Origin of the sequence: Sinomonas sp. (assembly GCF_051955515.1) — a bacterium.
Taxonomy (GTDB): domain Bacteria; phylum Actinomycetota; class Actinomycetes; order Actinomycetales; family Micrococcaceae; genus Sinomonas.
Genome location: NZ_JBQCGQ010000094.1, coordinates 1 through 13,938, shown reverse-complemented (window position 1 = coordinate 13,938; position 13,938 = coordinate 1). Strand labels below are relative to the sequence as shown.

Genomic DNA, 13,938 nt, shown 5'->3' with positions numbered 1-13,938 from the left:
CCCGGTGGGCGACCCGGACCCCCCCCCACCCGGACTGCCGCGCGGGGGGCCCCCGCGCTGGGCGTGTGGGGCCCCCGCGCCCCCCCGCCGCCGCGGGCCCACCTCTCACTCGACGCGTGGTCAGATCTTGGCGCGCCGGCGCTCGCGGAGCTGCCACCACCGGGGTGCGACCGCGATGAGCAGCCCGGCGATCGCCACCGCCGTGCTCAGGGCGAGGCCGGGGCGGAAGACGTCCAGCATCGCCGCCGCCGAGGCGTGGCCCCCGCCGTGGCCCCCAGGGCCGACGAGCGCCGTCGTCACCGCCAGGACGAGCGCCGCACCCACTTGGGTGCTCGTCTGGATGAGGCCGGCCGCAAGCCCCTGCTCGTCGTTGTGAATGCCGGCCGTCGCCTGCACGTTGATGGACGGGAAGCCGAGCGCGAAGCCGACGCCGAGCAGCAGGACGGACGGGAGGATGTCCGTCGCATAGACGGGCTGTGTGCCGATGCGGAGGAACAGCAGATAGCCGACCGAGAGCGAGAGCAAGCCTGCCACGACGAGCCGCGTCGCGCCGAAGCGGTCGATGAGTCGGCTTGCGAACGGCGCACTCCCGGCCACCATCAGGCCCGCGGGAAGCAGGGCGAGGGCCATCGCGAGCGGTGCCCAGCCGAGAACTGACTGCAGGTACAGCGTCACGATGAACTGGAAGCTCAGGTAGGAGCCGAAGAGGGCGACAGCGGAGAGGTTCGCCCGCGCGACCCACCCCTCGCGCAGGATGCCGAAGCGAATGAGCGGGTGCTTGACGCGCGTTTCAATCCAGGCGAACGCGGCGAGGATCAAGGCTGATGCGGCGAAGCCGCCCACCGTCCGCGCAGAGCCCCAGCCGGCGTCCGGCGCGGAAACGAGCGTGAAGACGAGCCCCAGCATGCCTGCTGAAAGGGTGACGGCGCCCCAGGCGTCGTGCCCGCCGTCGCCCGCCGGCTTGTCCCGCGGGATGAAGCGGAGGCCCAGCAGCACGGCGACTGCGGCGATCGGGACGGAGAAGAGGAACGTCCACCGCCAGCTGAGCGCCGTCATGAGGCCCCCGACCACGAGGCCGAGCGAGAAGCCGCTCGCGCCGAACGTGGTGTAGATGGAGATCGCCCGATTGCGCTCGCGGCCCTCGGCGAAGTTCGTGGTGATGATCGAGAAGCCGGTGGGCGCTGTGAAGGCGGCAGCGAGGCCTTTGATGAACCGCGTGGCGATGAGCAGCGACGGGTCGCTCACGAGGCCGCCCAGGAGCGAGGCGGCGGCGAACACGGTGAGTGCCGCGAGGAAGATCCGACGGCGGCCGAGGAGGTCGGCCATGCGCCCGCCGAGCATCAGGAGGGACCCGTAGCCGAGCACGTACCCGGAGACGATCCATTGCAGGGCGCCGGTGTCGAGGCCGAGTTCCCGCCCGATGGACGGGAGGGCGACGCCGACCATCGAGACGTCGAGTCCGTCGAGTGCGAGCACGACGCACAGGGTCACGAGGAGGAGCCACTGGGCGCGGCTCCACGGTTGGGTACTGGCCGCCGAAGAGGCGGCCGGGAGGGTGGAGGTCTTCGGGGTGGCCAAGTCGGTCAGAGAGGTCAGGTCTTGCGCCATAGACAAGGACAGTACATGACACATCATTCAATGACAAGGAAAAGGATGATGTGGAATTAGATTCCTGGTCGCGGTATACTCGTGGGCATGTCAACGGAGGCGGAGCCGCGGCTTGTCGAACAGTGGCGGGCGATCCAGAGTGCGTATCTCAAGACGTCGAACGCCTTGGACCGCGAGCTCTCGGCTCGGCACGGCATTGGACTCAACGAATTCGAAACGCTGGACCTGCTCGCGGAGCACACGAGCGAGAAGTGCCGCATGAAGGACCTCACGGCGGATTCGCCGATGACGCAGAGCGCCCTCTCGAAGATCGTCGACCGTCTCGAGAAGGGCGGTTACGTGCGCCGCGCGGCCTGCGTGGACGACCGCCGTTCCCTGTTCGTCGAGCTCACGGATGCCGGAGCGAAGCTCCACGAAACGGCGGCCGTGACGCATCGCGAGCTTCTGGCGGCGAATCTCCCGGGCTGACCCAAAGGCCCGCCCGGCCCCGCAGGTCAGTGGAAGTGGCGGGACTGGCCCTTGGTCTTGGTTGCCTTTTCGGCGGCCGCGTCCCTGATGCGCTTCTGCTCGTCGCGGACGGCCGCCATGTTCGCCCGCTCGTCGACGAGCCACTGCGGACGATTCTGAAGCAGATCGCTGATCTCCTGCGTGGTCAGCGCCTCGCTGACTCCACCTCGAGCGAGACCACTGATGGTCACGTTGAGCTTCTGCGCGACGACTGGTCGCGGATGCGGCCCGTTCCGGCGCAGCTCCGCGAGCCACTCCGGCGGATTCGACTGGAGCTCGTCCAGCTGCTCCCGCGTCACTTCGCCCGCCTGGAACTCCGGCGGGGTGGCGGGCAGGTAGATGCCCAGCTTCTTCGCGGCGGTGGCCGGCTTCATGGACTGGGGCTTGCGGGAGGTCATGGATCTAGGGTACTGGGCTACGGTTGACGAATGGATTCCGAGCCCACAGTCCCGGCCCTGCGAGTCGCGTTCGTCGCCGGCGTCTCGCCGGGCAAGTGGTTCCACCGCTGGGAGGAACGGTTCCCTGAGGCGCCCCTCGCCTCGCAGATGGTCGACGACGGCGAACAGCTCGCCGTGCTCCGCGACGGCCGCGCGGACATTGCCTTCGTGCGCCTTCCCGTGGACCCCGATGGCCTTCACGTCATCCCGCTCTACGAGGAGCTGCCGGTGGTCGTGGCCCCGAAGGGCCATGAGATCCAGGCCTTCGACGAGGTGCCCCTCGCCGAGATCGAGGAGGAGCTCTTCGAGTACGACGGCGGCGCCTCCGAGCGCTTGGACCTCGTCGAAGGCGGGGCTGGACTCGCGATCCTGCCGATGAGCGTGGTGCGCCACTTCAACCGCAAGGAGCTTCGCTACCGACCAGTGACCGGGGTGCCCGAATACGGGGTAGGAGTCGCCTGGCTGCGTGAGAACGAGAGCGAGGCCATCCAGGAATTCATCGGCGTGGTGCGGGGACGCTCCGCAACGAGCTCCCGCCAGGCGTCGGTGCAGCGCGACCAACGGGAGGCCGCGAAGCAGCGGAGGTCCGATCGGTCGGCAGCACAGAGGGAAGCGGCCCGGAAGGAAGCCCCCAAGAAGGGCACCCCGCGCAAGGGGGCCCCAAGCTCAGGGAAGGGCCGTCGCCCCGGCGCCGGACGCCGTCGTCCGCGTTAGACCTGTCCCCCTCTTTGGATGTTCCCTCCGCGTTGAACGCCGTCCTCTTCGCTAGCCGTCCTCGCTGGGCCTGCGCGTCAGGGTCCAGACGTTCGCCCCGTCGCGCCGCTCGCAGGTGATCGTCGTCAAAAGCTGGCGGGCCAGGGCGAGGCCGCGGCCGGCCTCCGAGTCCGGATCAGGCATGCTGCCCGCGTTCTCGGGAAGGATCACCGGCTGGGCACCGAGCTCGAAGAGCCGCGCGAGGAGGAGATCGGGGCGGACCTCGAGCTCGAGATCGAGTTCGATGTCGTCACCCGACGGCGACTTCGCGTGCTTCACTGCGTTCGTGACCACTTCGACGACGGCAAGTTCGAAGGGAAGCCGGTCGTCGGCGGAGATCACGTCGGCGGTCTGCCAGACGCGTCCAAGCTCGTCTTGGACGTCGTCGACGATCATGACCGTGGCGCGTCCTCGGACGTGCCCCTCTGCGAGCAGCTCAGGCATCCTTGTACGCATCCTCAACGTGGCGGTACGGGGTCAGGATCCGATCCATGCTCGTGAGCTTGAGGACCATCTCCACCTGTTCTCCGACGTTCGCGATCCGGAGGTCGCCACCCGCCTGCCGCGCGGCCTTGAGACAGCCCACGAGCGCGCCCAACCCGGACGAGTCCATGAACTCCGTGTCGCCCAGGTTCAGGACGAGGAGCCGGTGACCGGACTCGATCGCATCGGTGACGGTGGCCTTGAGCAGGGGTGCACCCACCATATTGAGGCGGCCTTGGGCCGACACCTCCGTGTACCCGTCCCGCTCCTCGACGGCGAATCTCATTTCTTCTCCTTGGTCGTTTGGAAGGCCGATTCCCCCGCAGGATCGTAGCCGCGGTATTTGGCGGCTCCGATCAAAACGCTCAGCAGCGCAAAGTCGAAGATTGTCCACGCGATATTGACGAGCGTGCCCAGACCCTGATTGAGGCCGAGCACCCAGCGGACAACGCCCACAACGCAGGCCATCACCAGCAGCGCAGCGACAATCGCCTGCGGCCACAGCAGGCGCAGCGGACGCCCGCCCTCCTGACGCGCCTTCGGGGTCACCGCGAAGCCGAGCGGCCGCCCGAACCAGACGTTGGCCGCCGCAGTGGTGCACGCCTTGATCCACGTGGGGAACAGCGCGAGGTTGTACTGCTGCCCCCGCCATGTTTTCGCCCCTTGGGCCGCGACCCAGAACATGAGCTGGTTGACCAGCATGAAGGGGAAGAACCGGGCGAAGAAGTCCACGCTGATGGCGTTGACGGGCAGCACGCCCGCGAGCAGGTAGGCGAGCGGACCGGCGAAGTACACCACGGCCGCGAAGCCCGAGAGGTAGCTCCACATCGTGTTGAAGTACATGAGGCGCTGACCCCACGAGAGGCCACGCATCAGCAATGGGCTCTCCCGCAGCATGACCTGCACCGTGCCCTGAGCCCACCTTGTGCGCTGGGTCAGCATGGACGGAAGATCCTCCGGGGCGAGGCCCACGGCGAGGATCTCGTGATGATAGAGGCTCCGCCAGCCCGAGGCATGCAGCCTCATCGAGGTCGACATGTCCTCCGTCACGGAAATCGTCGAGAGGGGCATGATGGGCTGCGCCTCATGCACGCGCTCGACGCTCAGCGCGTCCAGAACGGCCCTGACCGATTCGAGCGCGCCGAGCGGGGACAGATCGCGGGCGGCGAGGCGTTCAACGGCCTCGTCGAGTTCCTCGGTCGCCTCGTCGAACGGGCTGTCCATGCCGAGCTCTTCCCGAAGGGCCGCGACGTCGATGGAGACGCCGGCGAGGTCTTCCGCCACCAGCGTCCGGACTGCGGCGTCCACGTGGGCCTGCACGCGGTACGTGGCGTCGCCGATCGAATCGCCGGCCGCGAGACGGCGCGAGCCCTCGCTGATGGCGGCCTCGACTCGGCTGAGCAGCGAGGCGACCTTGGGATCGCCGGCCTCGGGCCGCCGTCGTGCGCGCCGCACCACCCGCTGGCCGACGGCGAGGGCGCGGCCCACTCGGCGCTCCGTGTCCGCCACGTAGTTCGTCAGTCCAAGCTGCATGAGGGCCTCGCGTCGGAGGACGGCGTTCGACCCGCAGAAGAAGGCCGCATTCCAGCCGTCCTTGCCTTGCTGGATCGGGCCATAGAACAACGGGGCCTGGCTCCCGAGCGGGTCGCTGTCCGGGACGTTGCCGAAGTACTGGGGAGTCTGGACGAAGGCGACCTTTCGGTCATTGAAGTAGCCGAGGGTGCGGTCGAGGATTTCGGGGTACGGCACTTGGTCGGCGTCGAGAATGAGAATGAACTCGCCGGTCGTCTCGTGCAGCGCGTTGTTGAGGTTGCCCGCCTTTGCGTGGCGCGGCTTGCCCACCCATTCATCGCCGCGGGAGAGGTAGCCGGCCCCGAGACGTTCGACGGCCTCCCGCATCTCGGGGCGGGCGCCGTCGTCGAGCACCCACGTGCGGTGGGGATAGTGGATGGCGAGGGCGGCCCGCGCCGTGGTGAGGACGAGCTCCGGCTCCTCGTTGTAGGTGGTGATGAAGACGTCAACGCTCAGGCCCGCCGGTGCGTCGGGCGGGTCCTCGCGCTCCGACATCCGCCACACGGTCAGAGAGAACAGTGCGACGTCAATGAATGAATAGGTCTCCGCGAGCACGAGCGGAATGGCAATCCACCACGCGTCCCAGTTGAGCGACGCCGTCCATCGCCAGACGACGTAATTCAATCCGGCGATGACCGAGAGAGCGGCGAGGATTCGGATGATCAGGCGGGTCACTGGGTACCGAATTCCGTCATGACTCGGCGCGCCGGACGACGATGGCGGTCGTATCGTCCTGGCTCGTGGTGTCGAGGCCGATGATGGCGCGGACCGCGGCGTCGGCGTCCGGGGCTTCAAGGACCGCAGCAGCTGCCGCATTCAGGGCGGTATCCACGCGCGGGAACGCCTCGAGGAGGCCGTCGCTCAGTGCCACGAGGGCACCGCCGGGCTCGAGGCGGCTGTCGTGAGCCGTCCATTCCGCGCCCTGAAGGAGGCCGATCGGCGGTCCCGAGGTGGTGAGCCGCTCCCACATCCCGTCCGGGTGGATGAGCAGCCCGAGGCCGTGTCCGGCATCCACATACGTGAAGTCTCCGGTTGAGGCGTCGAGCCGGGTGTGCAGGAGCGTGACGAAGGATCCGAGCCGGAGGAGGTCCGGTTCGAGGGCCCGCGCCGCCGTGCCAACGAGCGCGCCTGGGCCCTGCTCGAGGCGGCCCGGCCGGAGGACCGCCCGCGCGGTGGCGGCAACGAGGGCCGCGCCCATGCCCTTGCCCATGGCGTCGGCCAGCGTGAACGCCAGGGAGGAGCCGTCCGACTCCCAGTCGAAGAAGTCCCCCCCGACGCTGCGGGACGGGTGGCACGCGCCGGCGACGTCGTACCCGGGAACGTTCGGGGCATGCTCCGGGAGAAGGCCCTGCTGGACACGCGCGGCGGTCTGCAGCTCGCTCTCCGGGAGCGACGCGGCCCGAGGCCTCCGGAAGAGGGCCTCGACGCGCGCCTGGAGCTCGCGGGGGCTGAAGGGCTTCGCGAGAACATCGTCGGCACCCCGCTCGAGCGCCTCGAGGCGGTCCGCCTCGGCGGCGCGCGCTGTGACGACGAGGATGTAGGCGTTGCTGAAGAGGCGCAGTGTGCGGCATACCTCGAGGCCGTCGAGATCGGGGAGGCCGAGGTCGAGGGTGATGAGGTCAGGCGTAATACGCCGTGCAGTTTCCAAAGCAGGATATCCTGCGCCTGCGCTCGTCGCCTCGAACCCTTGACGGGTGAGCGTCGCCTCGAGGAGACGTCGGATATCGGGATTGTCCTCGATGATGAGTGCTCGACCTGACATGGAACTCCCTTCTATGGCTAACTGAATCATTTCTGACCCGCGATGTCACAGACTTGTCTGTTGAATATCACGTACGTGACGGGAGGCGACGTGGAGAGAGTCCTCGACGCACTGCTGCATGCCCAGAATCGCTTCCAGAGGCTGGATGCGCGGAGGAGGGTGGTGATCAGCCAACTTCCGCTCAACGTCACTCTGCTGCTTGTGGCCGTCGTCGTCCTCTTCACCGATCGCCCCGCCATGGAGCGCCCGGGATTCGTCGCCGGGCAGGCCGTGGCGCTCCTCATCCTCGGGCTGTGCCTGCTCGTGCCGTGGAACCGCCTGCCGGGCTGGTCGATCCTCCTGGTCCCGGTGATGGACTTCATCCCTCTTGCGCTCGTTCGATCGGGGATCGAGGGAGTGCTCTCGGGGCTCGGCCTGCTCGCCGTGTTCCCCGTGATGTGGCTTGCCGGCTCCGGGTACCGTCCGCGCCTGGCCGTCGCCGTCAGCACCCTCGGATCGCTCCTGATGGTCTGGACCCCGCTCCTCGCAGTTGGCTCCACGGCACCCCACAATCTTGTGGCTGAGATCGTGGTCCCGTTCATGCTGCTCGCCGTGGCCATCGCGATGTCCGTGCTCACCGTCAGCGGCATGACCCAGCAGCGGAGAGTCGAGGAGCTCCTCGCACAGAGCAAGACCCGGGAGCGGCTGCTCGACACGATCCTCGACACCGTCGACGTGGGGGTGCTCGTGGTGGACTCGAGCGGCAAGGACGTCTTCATGAACGCGAAGCAGCGGCAGCTCTTCCTCGCTGGTCTCCCCGACGAAGCGTCAGGTGCCGACGATTCCGAGGTCCTCCTGTACCGCGACGGCAGCGACGAGCTCCTTCCCCTGGAGCAGAGGCCGGTGGCCCGGGCCCTCGCGGGAGACCCCATCAGCCACGAGCTCTATCGGCTGGGCCGAGGCACCGATGCCCGCATGGTGTCCGTGTCGGCACGGGAGTTCCTTGATGCCGCGGGGGATCGGGGAGGGATGGTCTTGGCCTGCTCGGACGTGACCGAGGTGGTTGTGGCGGTCCGGGCGCGGGACAGCTTCCTCTCCGCGATGTCCCACGAGTTCAGGACTCCGCTCACGAGCCTCCTGGGCTACGCCGAACTCCTTCAGGACGACACGTCTCTTGGCCCGTCCGCCCGCGCTGACCTTCAGGTCATGAGCCGCAACGCGCGGCACCTGCGCAAGATGGTCGATGACATCCTCGCGGCCTCCGTCGAGGGGAGCTCCGTTGAAACACAGCGCACCCGGCTCGATCTTGCGCGGCTGCTGAGGCAAGCCGCCGCCTCGGCGATGCCGGAGGCCGAGGGCCGCGGGATCGAGCTGCGGGTCGTGGCCGACGACGATCTGCCGGTGCTCGGCGATCGAACCGGTCTCGTGAGGATTCTCGACAACCTCGTCTCCAACGCGCTCAAATATTCCGACACAGGCACCTCGGTGCTCATGACGGCGGAGCGCGATGGGAGAAGCGCGGTGTGCAGGATCGAGGACCAGGGGCTCGGCATCGCGCCGGAGGATCTGGGGAGGATCTTCACCCGATTCCAGCGCACCGACGCAGCGCGCCGCGCCGGCATTCCCGGAACCGGGCTCGGCCTGGCGCTGGCTCAAGAGGTGGCGGAACAGCACGGAGGGCGACTCGAGGTCGCCAGCGAGGTGGGCGTCGGGAGCGTCTTCACGCTGCGCATCCCGCTCACCGAATAGGGTCGGGTCGGCTCAGCCGTTCTGCCGACGGCGGCGGTCCTCGATGAGGAGGGCGGCCATGTGCCGTGCACGCTCGGCTGCACGGGGATCGCCCTCGGCTGCCGCGACGATCGAGCCCTTGAGGAGGATGTGGCAGGACCAGGCGAAGTCCTCCGGCTCCTTCAGCCCCGAGGCTCGCGCGAGGTCCGCGAGCTGGTCCCGTGTGCGGGCGAGGTAGTCGATGCTCGCCTTTCCCAGGGGGTGGTCGGGGCCCATCTCCATCATCACGTGGAGGAAGGAGCTGACCTCGGCCACGCCCTGCTGGAACCATTCGTCGAAGACGTCGAAGACGACGAGGAGAACCGGGGTGTCGGTCTCCCCGTGGCGGCGGACCGCGTCGTTGATGGCCGCGCTCCGCTCCTCGTACCAGCGCTGGAGGTAGGCGAGGGCGAGCTCATCCTTGGTGTGGAAATGCTTGTAGAAGGTGGCCTTGGCAACGCCTGAGCGGGTGATGAGCTCGTCCACCCCCACGTCCCGGATCCCACGCTGGGCGAAGAGCTCGAACGATGTGTCAAGGATGCGTTGGCGTGCGCCGACACGCTTGCGGGAGCCGATCGTCGCCTGATCCATGCTGCCTCGTTACCCGCAAATCCGAGAGGGAAAATCCCAAGAGGGAAACGGCCGCGATTTGTCAGTGTTGTCGGGTGGGCAATCCAAATTCGAGTGTGAAGGGCCCGGGCTGGCGTGACGCCAATCCCGGGCCCTCCATCAGATGTTCAGTCGGATCAGTGGTTGCCTCGACCGTGGCCGTTCAAATTGCCCTGGCCGTTCGAACCGCTCTGGCCGTGTTCGGGCACCGGATGCGGCGACGGGCGGAGCGACTCCGGCGCTGCCGAGTCCTCGCTGCCCTCGTCCGAATGCCGGGCGGACTGGCCCGGGGTCACTGTGCCGCAATAGGCCGGGATGTTGGCCGGGCTGCCCGCCGCCGCTGCAAGAGCACGGTACGGCGCCGTCCACGTCGGGATGCCGCCGTGGGCGAAGGCATTGCAGAGTCCGAAGGCCGCGGGGCCCATGGCGTCCGGACCCTCCGCTGTCTCTGAGGGTTCGGACGATTCGGTCGGAGTCGGCGACGCCGTCTCCGTCGGTTCTGAGGAATCCGTGGGCGACGCCGTGCTCGTGGGCTCAGACGTCTCCGTGGGTTCAGACGTCTGAGTGGGTGAAGAGGTTTCGGTGGGCTCCGAGGTTTCGGTCGGAGCCGCCGTCGCGGTGTCGGTGGGTGAAGCGGTGGGCGACCCGGTCGCTGTGACGTCGGCGGTAGGGACGGCGCCTTGCACGGCGAACGCCGCCGCCCCCGTTCCGCCCACGACGAGCGCGCCAGCCGTCAACGCTCCGATCGCGAGCTTGCTTGAGGCAGTGCGGGTGAGCCAGGACATGGTTGTGACCTCCGAGTGTCGGTTGTCCCCCTAGCTGATATGAGATTGCCTCTCCATCGTGCATGACAATTCTTGTCACCGCTAGGTCACGATCCGAAAAAGTCCTGTCTCAGAGTGTCAGACCCTCCATCACCGGGTTCGGGTTCCCGAAGCGATGCGCCGTGAGCGACACCGCCTGCTCCCGCAAGAACGGCAGCAGCTCCACTCGACCCGCGCCCACGACGGGGTGCCGATAGACCGCGACGTCCGGCGTCCCGCCCAGTGCCAAGGACAGCTCCGTGCTGGCCGGTGCCACCGGGCTCGAGATGAGCCGGATGCGCCCCGAACGGGTCCGGCCCGCGCGACGCAGCCACCCGGCGTCGTCCTCCACCACCACGGTGGCGCCGTGCCGCTGCAGGACCGCGCCCGCGTCGCCGGGGAGGGCGACGGCGGTGCTCACCAGCAGCTCGGAGCCTGCCCGCAGCCCCGCGGCCGCTACCCGCAGGAGCTCGGCCACTCCATGCTCCGACGTCTGCCCCTCGAATCGGATGGTTACAGGCACAGCCCGGTAGCGGAACAGATTGCGCTCGCAGACGAGGCCGCTGACATCCTTAGCGATGCCGAACTCGTTGGCCCAGGCCTCCGCGTCGGAACGCAGCGCGGCTTCGAGCCAATCGGCGTCGTCGGTGTGAAGCTGGCCGCGCACCGCGGCGAGCAGCTCTGCGGGAGCCCCCTCGACAGGATGGCTGGACTTCTGCTCCATGGGCCAGTCAGTCCAGGAGCCGAGGCCTATCAGGTAGTTCGGGCCGCCGGCCTTCGCACCGGCCCCCACGGCGGACTTCTTCCATCCGCCGAACGGCTGACGGCGCACAATCGCCCCGGTGATCCCCCGGTTCACGTAGAGGTTCCCGGCCTCGACATGCTGGGCCCAGTACTCGATCTCGTCACGGTCGAGCGAATGCAGCCCCGACGTGAGCCCGTAGTCGACCTCGTTCACGAGCGCCACCGCCTCCTCGAGGGTCGCGGCGGCCATGACGCCGAGGATCGGACCGAAGTACTCCACGCGGTGGTACTCCGAGCCCGGCTGCACGCCGGCCCGGATGCCCGGGCTCCACAGCTTGCCGGACTCGTCGAGCTGCCGCGGTTCGAGGACCCAGTGCTCGCCGTCGCCCAGCTGCGTCAGTCCGCGGCGGAGCTTGTCCCCGGGCGGTTCGATCACGGGACCCATCTGGCTCCGCGGGTCCCACGGATACCCCACGTGCATCGACTGCACAGCATCCACGAGCTGGTTCCGGAACCGCTTCGAGCGTGCCACCGAGCCGACGAGCACCACGAGCGACGCGGCCGAGCATTTCTGCCCGGCGTGCCCGAACGCCGACTGCGCAACGTCCCGCGCGGCGAGGTCCAGATCGGCGCTCGGCGTGACGATGATGGCGTTCTTGCCCGAGGTCTCCGCCAGTAGCGGAAGGTCGCTGCGGAACGACCGGAACAGCTCGGCCGTCTCGTAGCCGCCAGTGAGGATCACACGCTCGACGTCCGGGTGGGCCACGAGCTGCTTGCCCAGCGCGCGGTCTTCGAGCTGGACGTACTGCAGCAGGTCCCGCGAGATGCCCGCAGCGTCGAGCGCCTCCCAGATCGCCTCGACCATGACAGCGCCCGAGCGGCGCGCCTGCTTCGCCGGCTTGATGATCACCGGCGAGCCCGCGGCGAGGGCCGCGAGCGTCGACCCGGCAGGGATGGCCACGGGGAAGTTCCACGGAGGGGTCACAACCGTGAGCCGGCTCGGGATGAAGCCGGCGCCGTCGACCGTGTCGAGCTCTCGGGCCAGGCTCCCGTAGTAGTGCGCGAAGTCGACCGCTTCGGACACCTCCGGGTCCCCCTGGTCGAGCGTCTTCCCGCATTCGCTCGCCATGACTTCGAGGAGGTCCGCGCGGTGCCGTTCGAGCGAACGGCCCGCCTGATCGAGCACCTCCGCGCGCTCCGCCCCGGAGAGGCTCGCCCACGAACGACCGGCGACGACGGCGGCCTCCACGATGGCGTCGAGCTCACCCGGGCTTCCGATCGTGTGGTGCTCCACCGTGTCATTCCCGAGGTGGGAGCGCTCGGCGCGCGCGAGGATCCCGCGGCCCCACTCGCGGTTGCCGGGAAGGTCGGGGTCGGTGTCCGGCGTATTCGCGAAGCCGAGGGAGCCGCCTGAGGAGGCTGCGTCGTCGTACGCTGCCTCGCCCAGCCCCCGATGCTCGGCACGCCGGTCCTGAAGCCGATTCGGCCCCGGGATCTGGCCACCGGCGAACGGCGGCCGGTCAAGCGCGTCGACGGAGGCGAGGAAGCGCTTCTTCTCGCGCTCGAACAGCACGTCGTTCGCGCCCAGCTCGAAGACGGCGCTCATGAAGTTGTCCTGGCTCGCGCCCTCCTCGAGCCGGCGGATGAGGTAGGCAATGGCCACGTCGAACTCGTCGGGATGCACCACCGGCGTATACAGCAGGAGGTGTTTCACGTCGGCCAGGACCGCTTGGGCCTGTGCCGAGGCCATGCCGAGAAGCATCTCGAACTCGACGAGGCGCGAACCCGCCACGTCGACCCCGCGCGCCTTGGCGAGGAGCCACGCGAGCGCGATGTCGAAGAGGTTGTGGCCCGCGACGCCAATCCGGACGTTGGCGAGCCGGTGCGGGTGCAGCGCGTAGTCGAGAACCGCGAGATATGACGTGTCGGACTGGCGCTTGGACCCCCACGTTGCCACGGGCCACCCATGGATCTCGGCGTCCACGTGCTCCATCGGAAGGTTCGCGCCCTTGACCACGCGGACCTTGACGGGCGCGCCGCCCCCTGCCACCCGCTTCGCTGCCCACTCCTGAAGGTGCATCATCGCGCCCAGGCAGTCCGGGAGGTAGGCCTGGAGCACGATTCCCGCCTCGAGCTGGCGGAACTCCTCGCGCTCGAGCAGCCGAGTGAAGACCTCCATCGTGAGGCCGAGGTCCTTGTACTCCTCCATGTCGAGGTTGATGAACTTCCCGCGTTCCGCCGCGAGCCGGTACAGGGGAGTGAGGGACTCCACGATGTCCGCGACTGCCTCGTCGAAAGCCCAGTGGTTGTGCGGGGCAACGGTCGCGGAGACCTTTATCGAGACGTAGTCCACGTCATCGCGCGCCAGCAGGCGCTTGGTTCCCTCGAGCCGGCGCTCGGCCTCGTTCTTCCCAAGGATCGCCTCGCCGAGAAGGTTCATGTTGAGGCGGATGCCCGGCTTGCGGATCTTCGCGATCGCCGGTCCCAGCCGGGCGTCCGACGCGTCGATGATGAGGTGGCTGACCATCTCCCGCAGGACCCGCCGCGCGAGGGGCACGACGACGCCCGGAGCGACCGGGGCCAACGTCCCCCCGAGCTGGACGGCCTGCCGCAACGGCCAGGGAAGGAAAGCCGGGGCCATCGGGGCGAGCTCGCGGAGCTTGCGTGCCGCGACGGCGTGGTCCTCAGGGCGCACGACTCCGTCCACGAAGCCCACCGTGAACTCGAGCCCATGCGGGTCCTTGAGGACGGCGGCGAGCTGGGCGGCGGCGGAGTCGACCGGGATCTTCGCAGCGGCATCGAGCCAATGGCGCACCTGGTCGATGGCCTCGTCCGCGAGGTCCTGGGGTCGAACGCTGCTGGCGGCCTCGTCGGGGCTGGCACTGGGGCTCGTGGTCGTCATCGTGCTGGGTCC

At 68.6% G+C, this 13,938-nt stretch carries 12 protein-coding genes; 3 read left to right on the top strand and 9 right to left on the bottom strand.

Features of this window, described 5'->3' with window-relative positions; genetic code table 11:
* Window positions 1–120: 120 nt before the first annotated feature.
* Window positions 121–1,608, bottom strand: coding sequence for an MFS transporter (locus ACTHL9_RS05360; protein WP_440517813.1), 1,488 nt, complete (start codon window positions 1,606–1,608; stop codon window positions 121–123).
* A gap of 87 nt (window positions 1,609–1,695) precedes the next feature.
* On the opposite strand from ACTHL9_RS05360, the gene ACTHL9_RS05355 reads away from it, so the two are divergent.
* The gene (locus ACTHL9_RS05355; RefSeq protein WP_440517812.1) at window positions 1,696–2,076 is read left to right on the top strand and encodes a MarR family winged helix-turn-helix transcriptional regulator; all 381 of its coding nucleotides are present in this window, start codon (window positions 1,696–1,698) and stop codon (window positions 2,074–2,076) included.
* A gap of 26 nt (window positions 2,077–2,102) precedes the next feature.
* On the opposite strand, the gene ACTHL9_RS05350 is transcribed toward ACTHL9_RS05355, so the two are convergent.
* A complete protein-coding gene (locus tag ACTHL9_RS05350) occupies window positions 2,103–2,513 on the bottom strand; it encodes a DUF5997 family protein (RefSeq protein ID WP_440517811.1) in 411 nt (136 codons plus the stop codon).
* A gap of 30 nt (window positions 2,514–2,543) precedes the next feature.
* On the opposite strand from ACTHL9_RS05350, the gene ACTHL9_RS05345 reads away from it, so the two are divergent.
* The gene (locus ACTHL9_RS05345; RefSeq protein WP_440517810.1) at window positions 2,544–3,266 is read left to right on the top strand and encodes a LysR family substrate-binding domain-containing protein; all 723 of its coding nucleotides are present in this window, start codon (window positions 2,544–2,546) and stop codon (window positions 3,264–3,266) included.
* A 51-nt stretch (window positions 3,267–3,317) separates the two neighbouring features.
* Here the strand turns inward: ACTHL9_RS05345 and ACTHL9_RS05340 are convergent, their stop codons facing one another.
* From ACTHL9_RS05340 to ACTHL9_RS05325, 4 genes are read right to left on the bottom strand one after another with little or no spacing between them, the layout of a single operon-like run.
* Window positions 3,318–3,749 (bottom strand): ATP-binding protein, encoded by a 432-nt coding sequence (locus ACTHL9_RS05340; protein WP_440517809.1) that lies wholly within the window; start codon window positions 3,747–3,749, stop codon window positions 3,318–3,320.
* Window positions 3,742–4,074: an STAS domain-containing protein gene (locus ACTHL9_RS05335; protein ID WP_440517808.1), complete on the bottom strand. Its 333-nt coding sequence runs from the start codon at window positions 4,072–4,074 to the stop codon at window positions 3,742–3,744. Before ACTHL9_RS05335 ends, ACTHL9_RS05340 begins: the two co-directional genes overlap by 8 nt.
* Entirely contained in the window at window positions 4,071–6,035 is a 1,965-nt protein-coding gene (locus ACTHL9_RS05330; RefSeq protein ID WP_440517807.1) for a glycosyltransferase, read from the bottom strand. Before ACTHL9_RS05330 ends, ACTHL9_RS05335 begins: the two co-directional genes overlap by 4 nt.
* Window positions 6,036–6,051: 16 nt before the next feature.
* Window positions 6,052–7,122, bottom strand: a complete 1,071-nt coding sequence (locus ACTHL9_RS05325) for a SpoIIE family protein phosphatase (RefSeq protein WP_249336155.1) — start codon at window positions 7,120–7,122, stop codon at window positions 6,052–6,054.
* A gap of 60 nt (window positions 7,123–7,182) precedes the next feature.
* On the opposite strand from ACTHL9_RS05325, the gene ACTHL9_RS05320 reads away from it, so the two are divergent.
* On the top strand, window positions 7,183–8,850 hold the full coding sequence (locus ACTHL9_RS05320) for a sensor histidine kinase (protein WP_440517806.1): 1,668 nt from the start codon (window positions 7,183–7,185) through the stop codon (window positions 8,848–8,850).
* Window positions 8,851–8,862: 12 nt separating this feature from the next.
* Here the strand turns inward: ACTHL9_RS05320 and ACTHL9_RS05315 are convergent, their stop codons facing one another.
* The 3 genes from ACTHL9_RS05315 to ACTHL9_RS05305 form a co-directional block, all read right to left on the bottom strand.
* On the bottom strand, window positions 8,863–9,459 hold the full coding sequence (locus ACTHL9_RS05315) for a TetR/AcrR family transcriptional regulator (RefSeq protein WP_440517805.1): 597 nt from the start codon (window positions 9,457–9,459) through the stop codon (window positions 8,863–8,865).
* A 155-nt stretch (window positions 9,460–9,614) separates the two neighbouring features.
* A complete protein-coding gene (locus ACTHL9_RS05310) occupies window positions 9,615–10,262 on the bottom strand; it encodes a hypothetical protein (RefSeq protein WP_440517804.1) in 648 nt (215 codons plus the stop codon).
* Between the two features lie 109 nt (window positions 10,263–10,371).
* Window positions 10,372–13,926 (bottom strand): proline dehydrogenase family protein, encoded by a 3,555-nt coding sequence (locus ACTHL9_RS05305; RefSeq protein WP_440517814.1) that lies wholly within the window; start codon window positions 13,924–13,926, stop codon window positions 10,372–10,374.
* Window positions 13,927–13,938: the final 12 nt, after the last annotated feature.

Coding starts and splice junctions, on each gene's coding strand:
- ACTHL9_RS05360 (WP_440517813.1), bottom strand. CDS start 1,608: ATGGCGCAAGACCTGACCTCTCTGACCGACTTGGCCACCCCGAAGACC.
- ACTHL9_RS05355 (WP_440517812.1), top strand. CDS start 1,696: ATGTCAACGGAGGCGGAGCCGCGGCTTGTCGAACAGTGGCGGGCGATC.
- ACTHL9_RS05350 (WP_440517811.1), bottom strand. CDS start 2,513: ATGACCTCCCGCAAGCCCCAGTCCATGAAGCCGGCCACCGCCGCGAAG.
- ACTHL9_RS05345 (WP_440517810.1), top strand. CDS start 2,544: ATGGATTCCGAGCCCACAGTCCCGGCCCTGCGAGTCGCGTTCGTCGCC.
- ACTHL9_RS05340 (WP_440517809.1), bottom strand. CDS start 3,749: ATGCCTGAGCTGCTCGCAGAGGGGCACGTCCGAGGACGCGCCACGGTC.
- ACTHL9_RS05335 (WP_440517808.1), bottom strand. CDS start 4,074: ATGAGATTCGCCGTCGAGGAGCGGGACGGGTACACGGAGGTGTCGGCC.
- ACTHL9_RS05325 (WP_249336155.1), bottom strand. CDS start 7,122: ATGTCAGGTCGAGCACTCATCATCGAGGACAATCCCGATATCCGACGT.
- ACTHL9_RS05315 (WP_440517805.1), bottom strand. CDS start 9,459: ATGGATCAGGCGACGATCGGCTCCCGCAAGCGTGTCGGCGCACGCCAA.
- ACTHL9_RS05310 (WP_440517804.1), bottom strand. CDS start 10,262: ATGTCCTGGCTCACCCGCACTGCCTCAAGCAAGCTCGCGATCGGAGCG.
- ACTHL9_RS05305 (WP_440517814.1), bottom strand. CDS start 13,926: ATGACGACCACGAGCCCCAGTGCCAGCCCCGACGAGGCCGCCAGCAGC.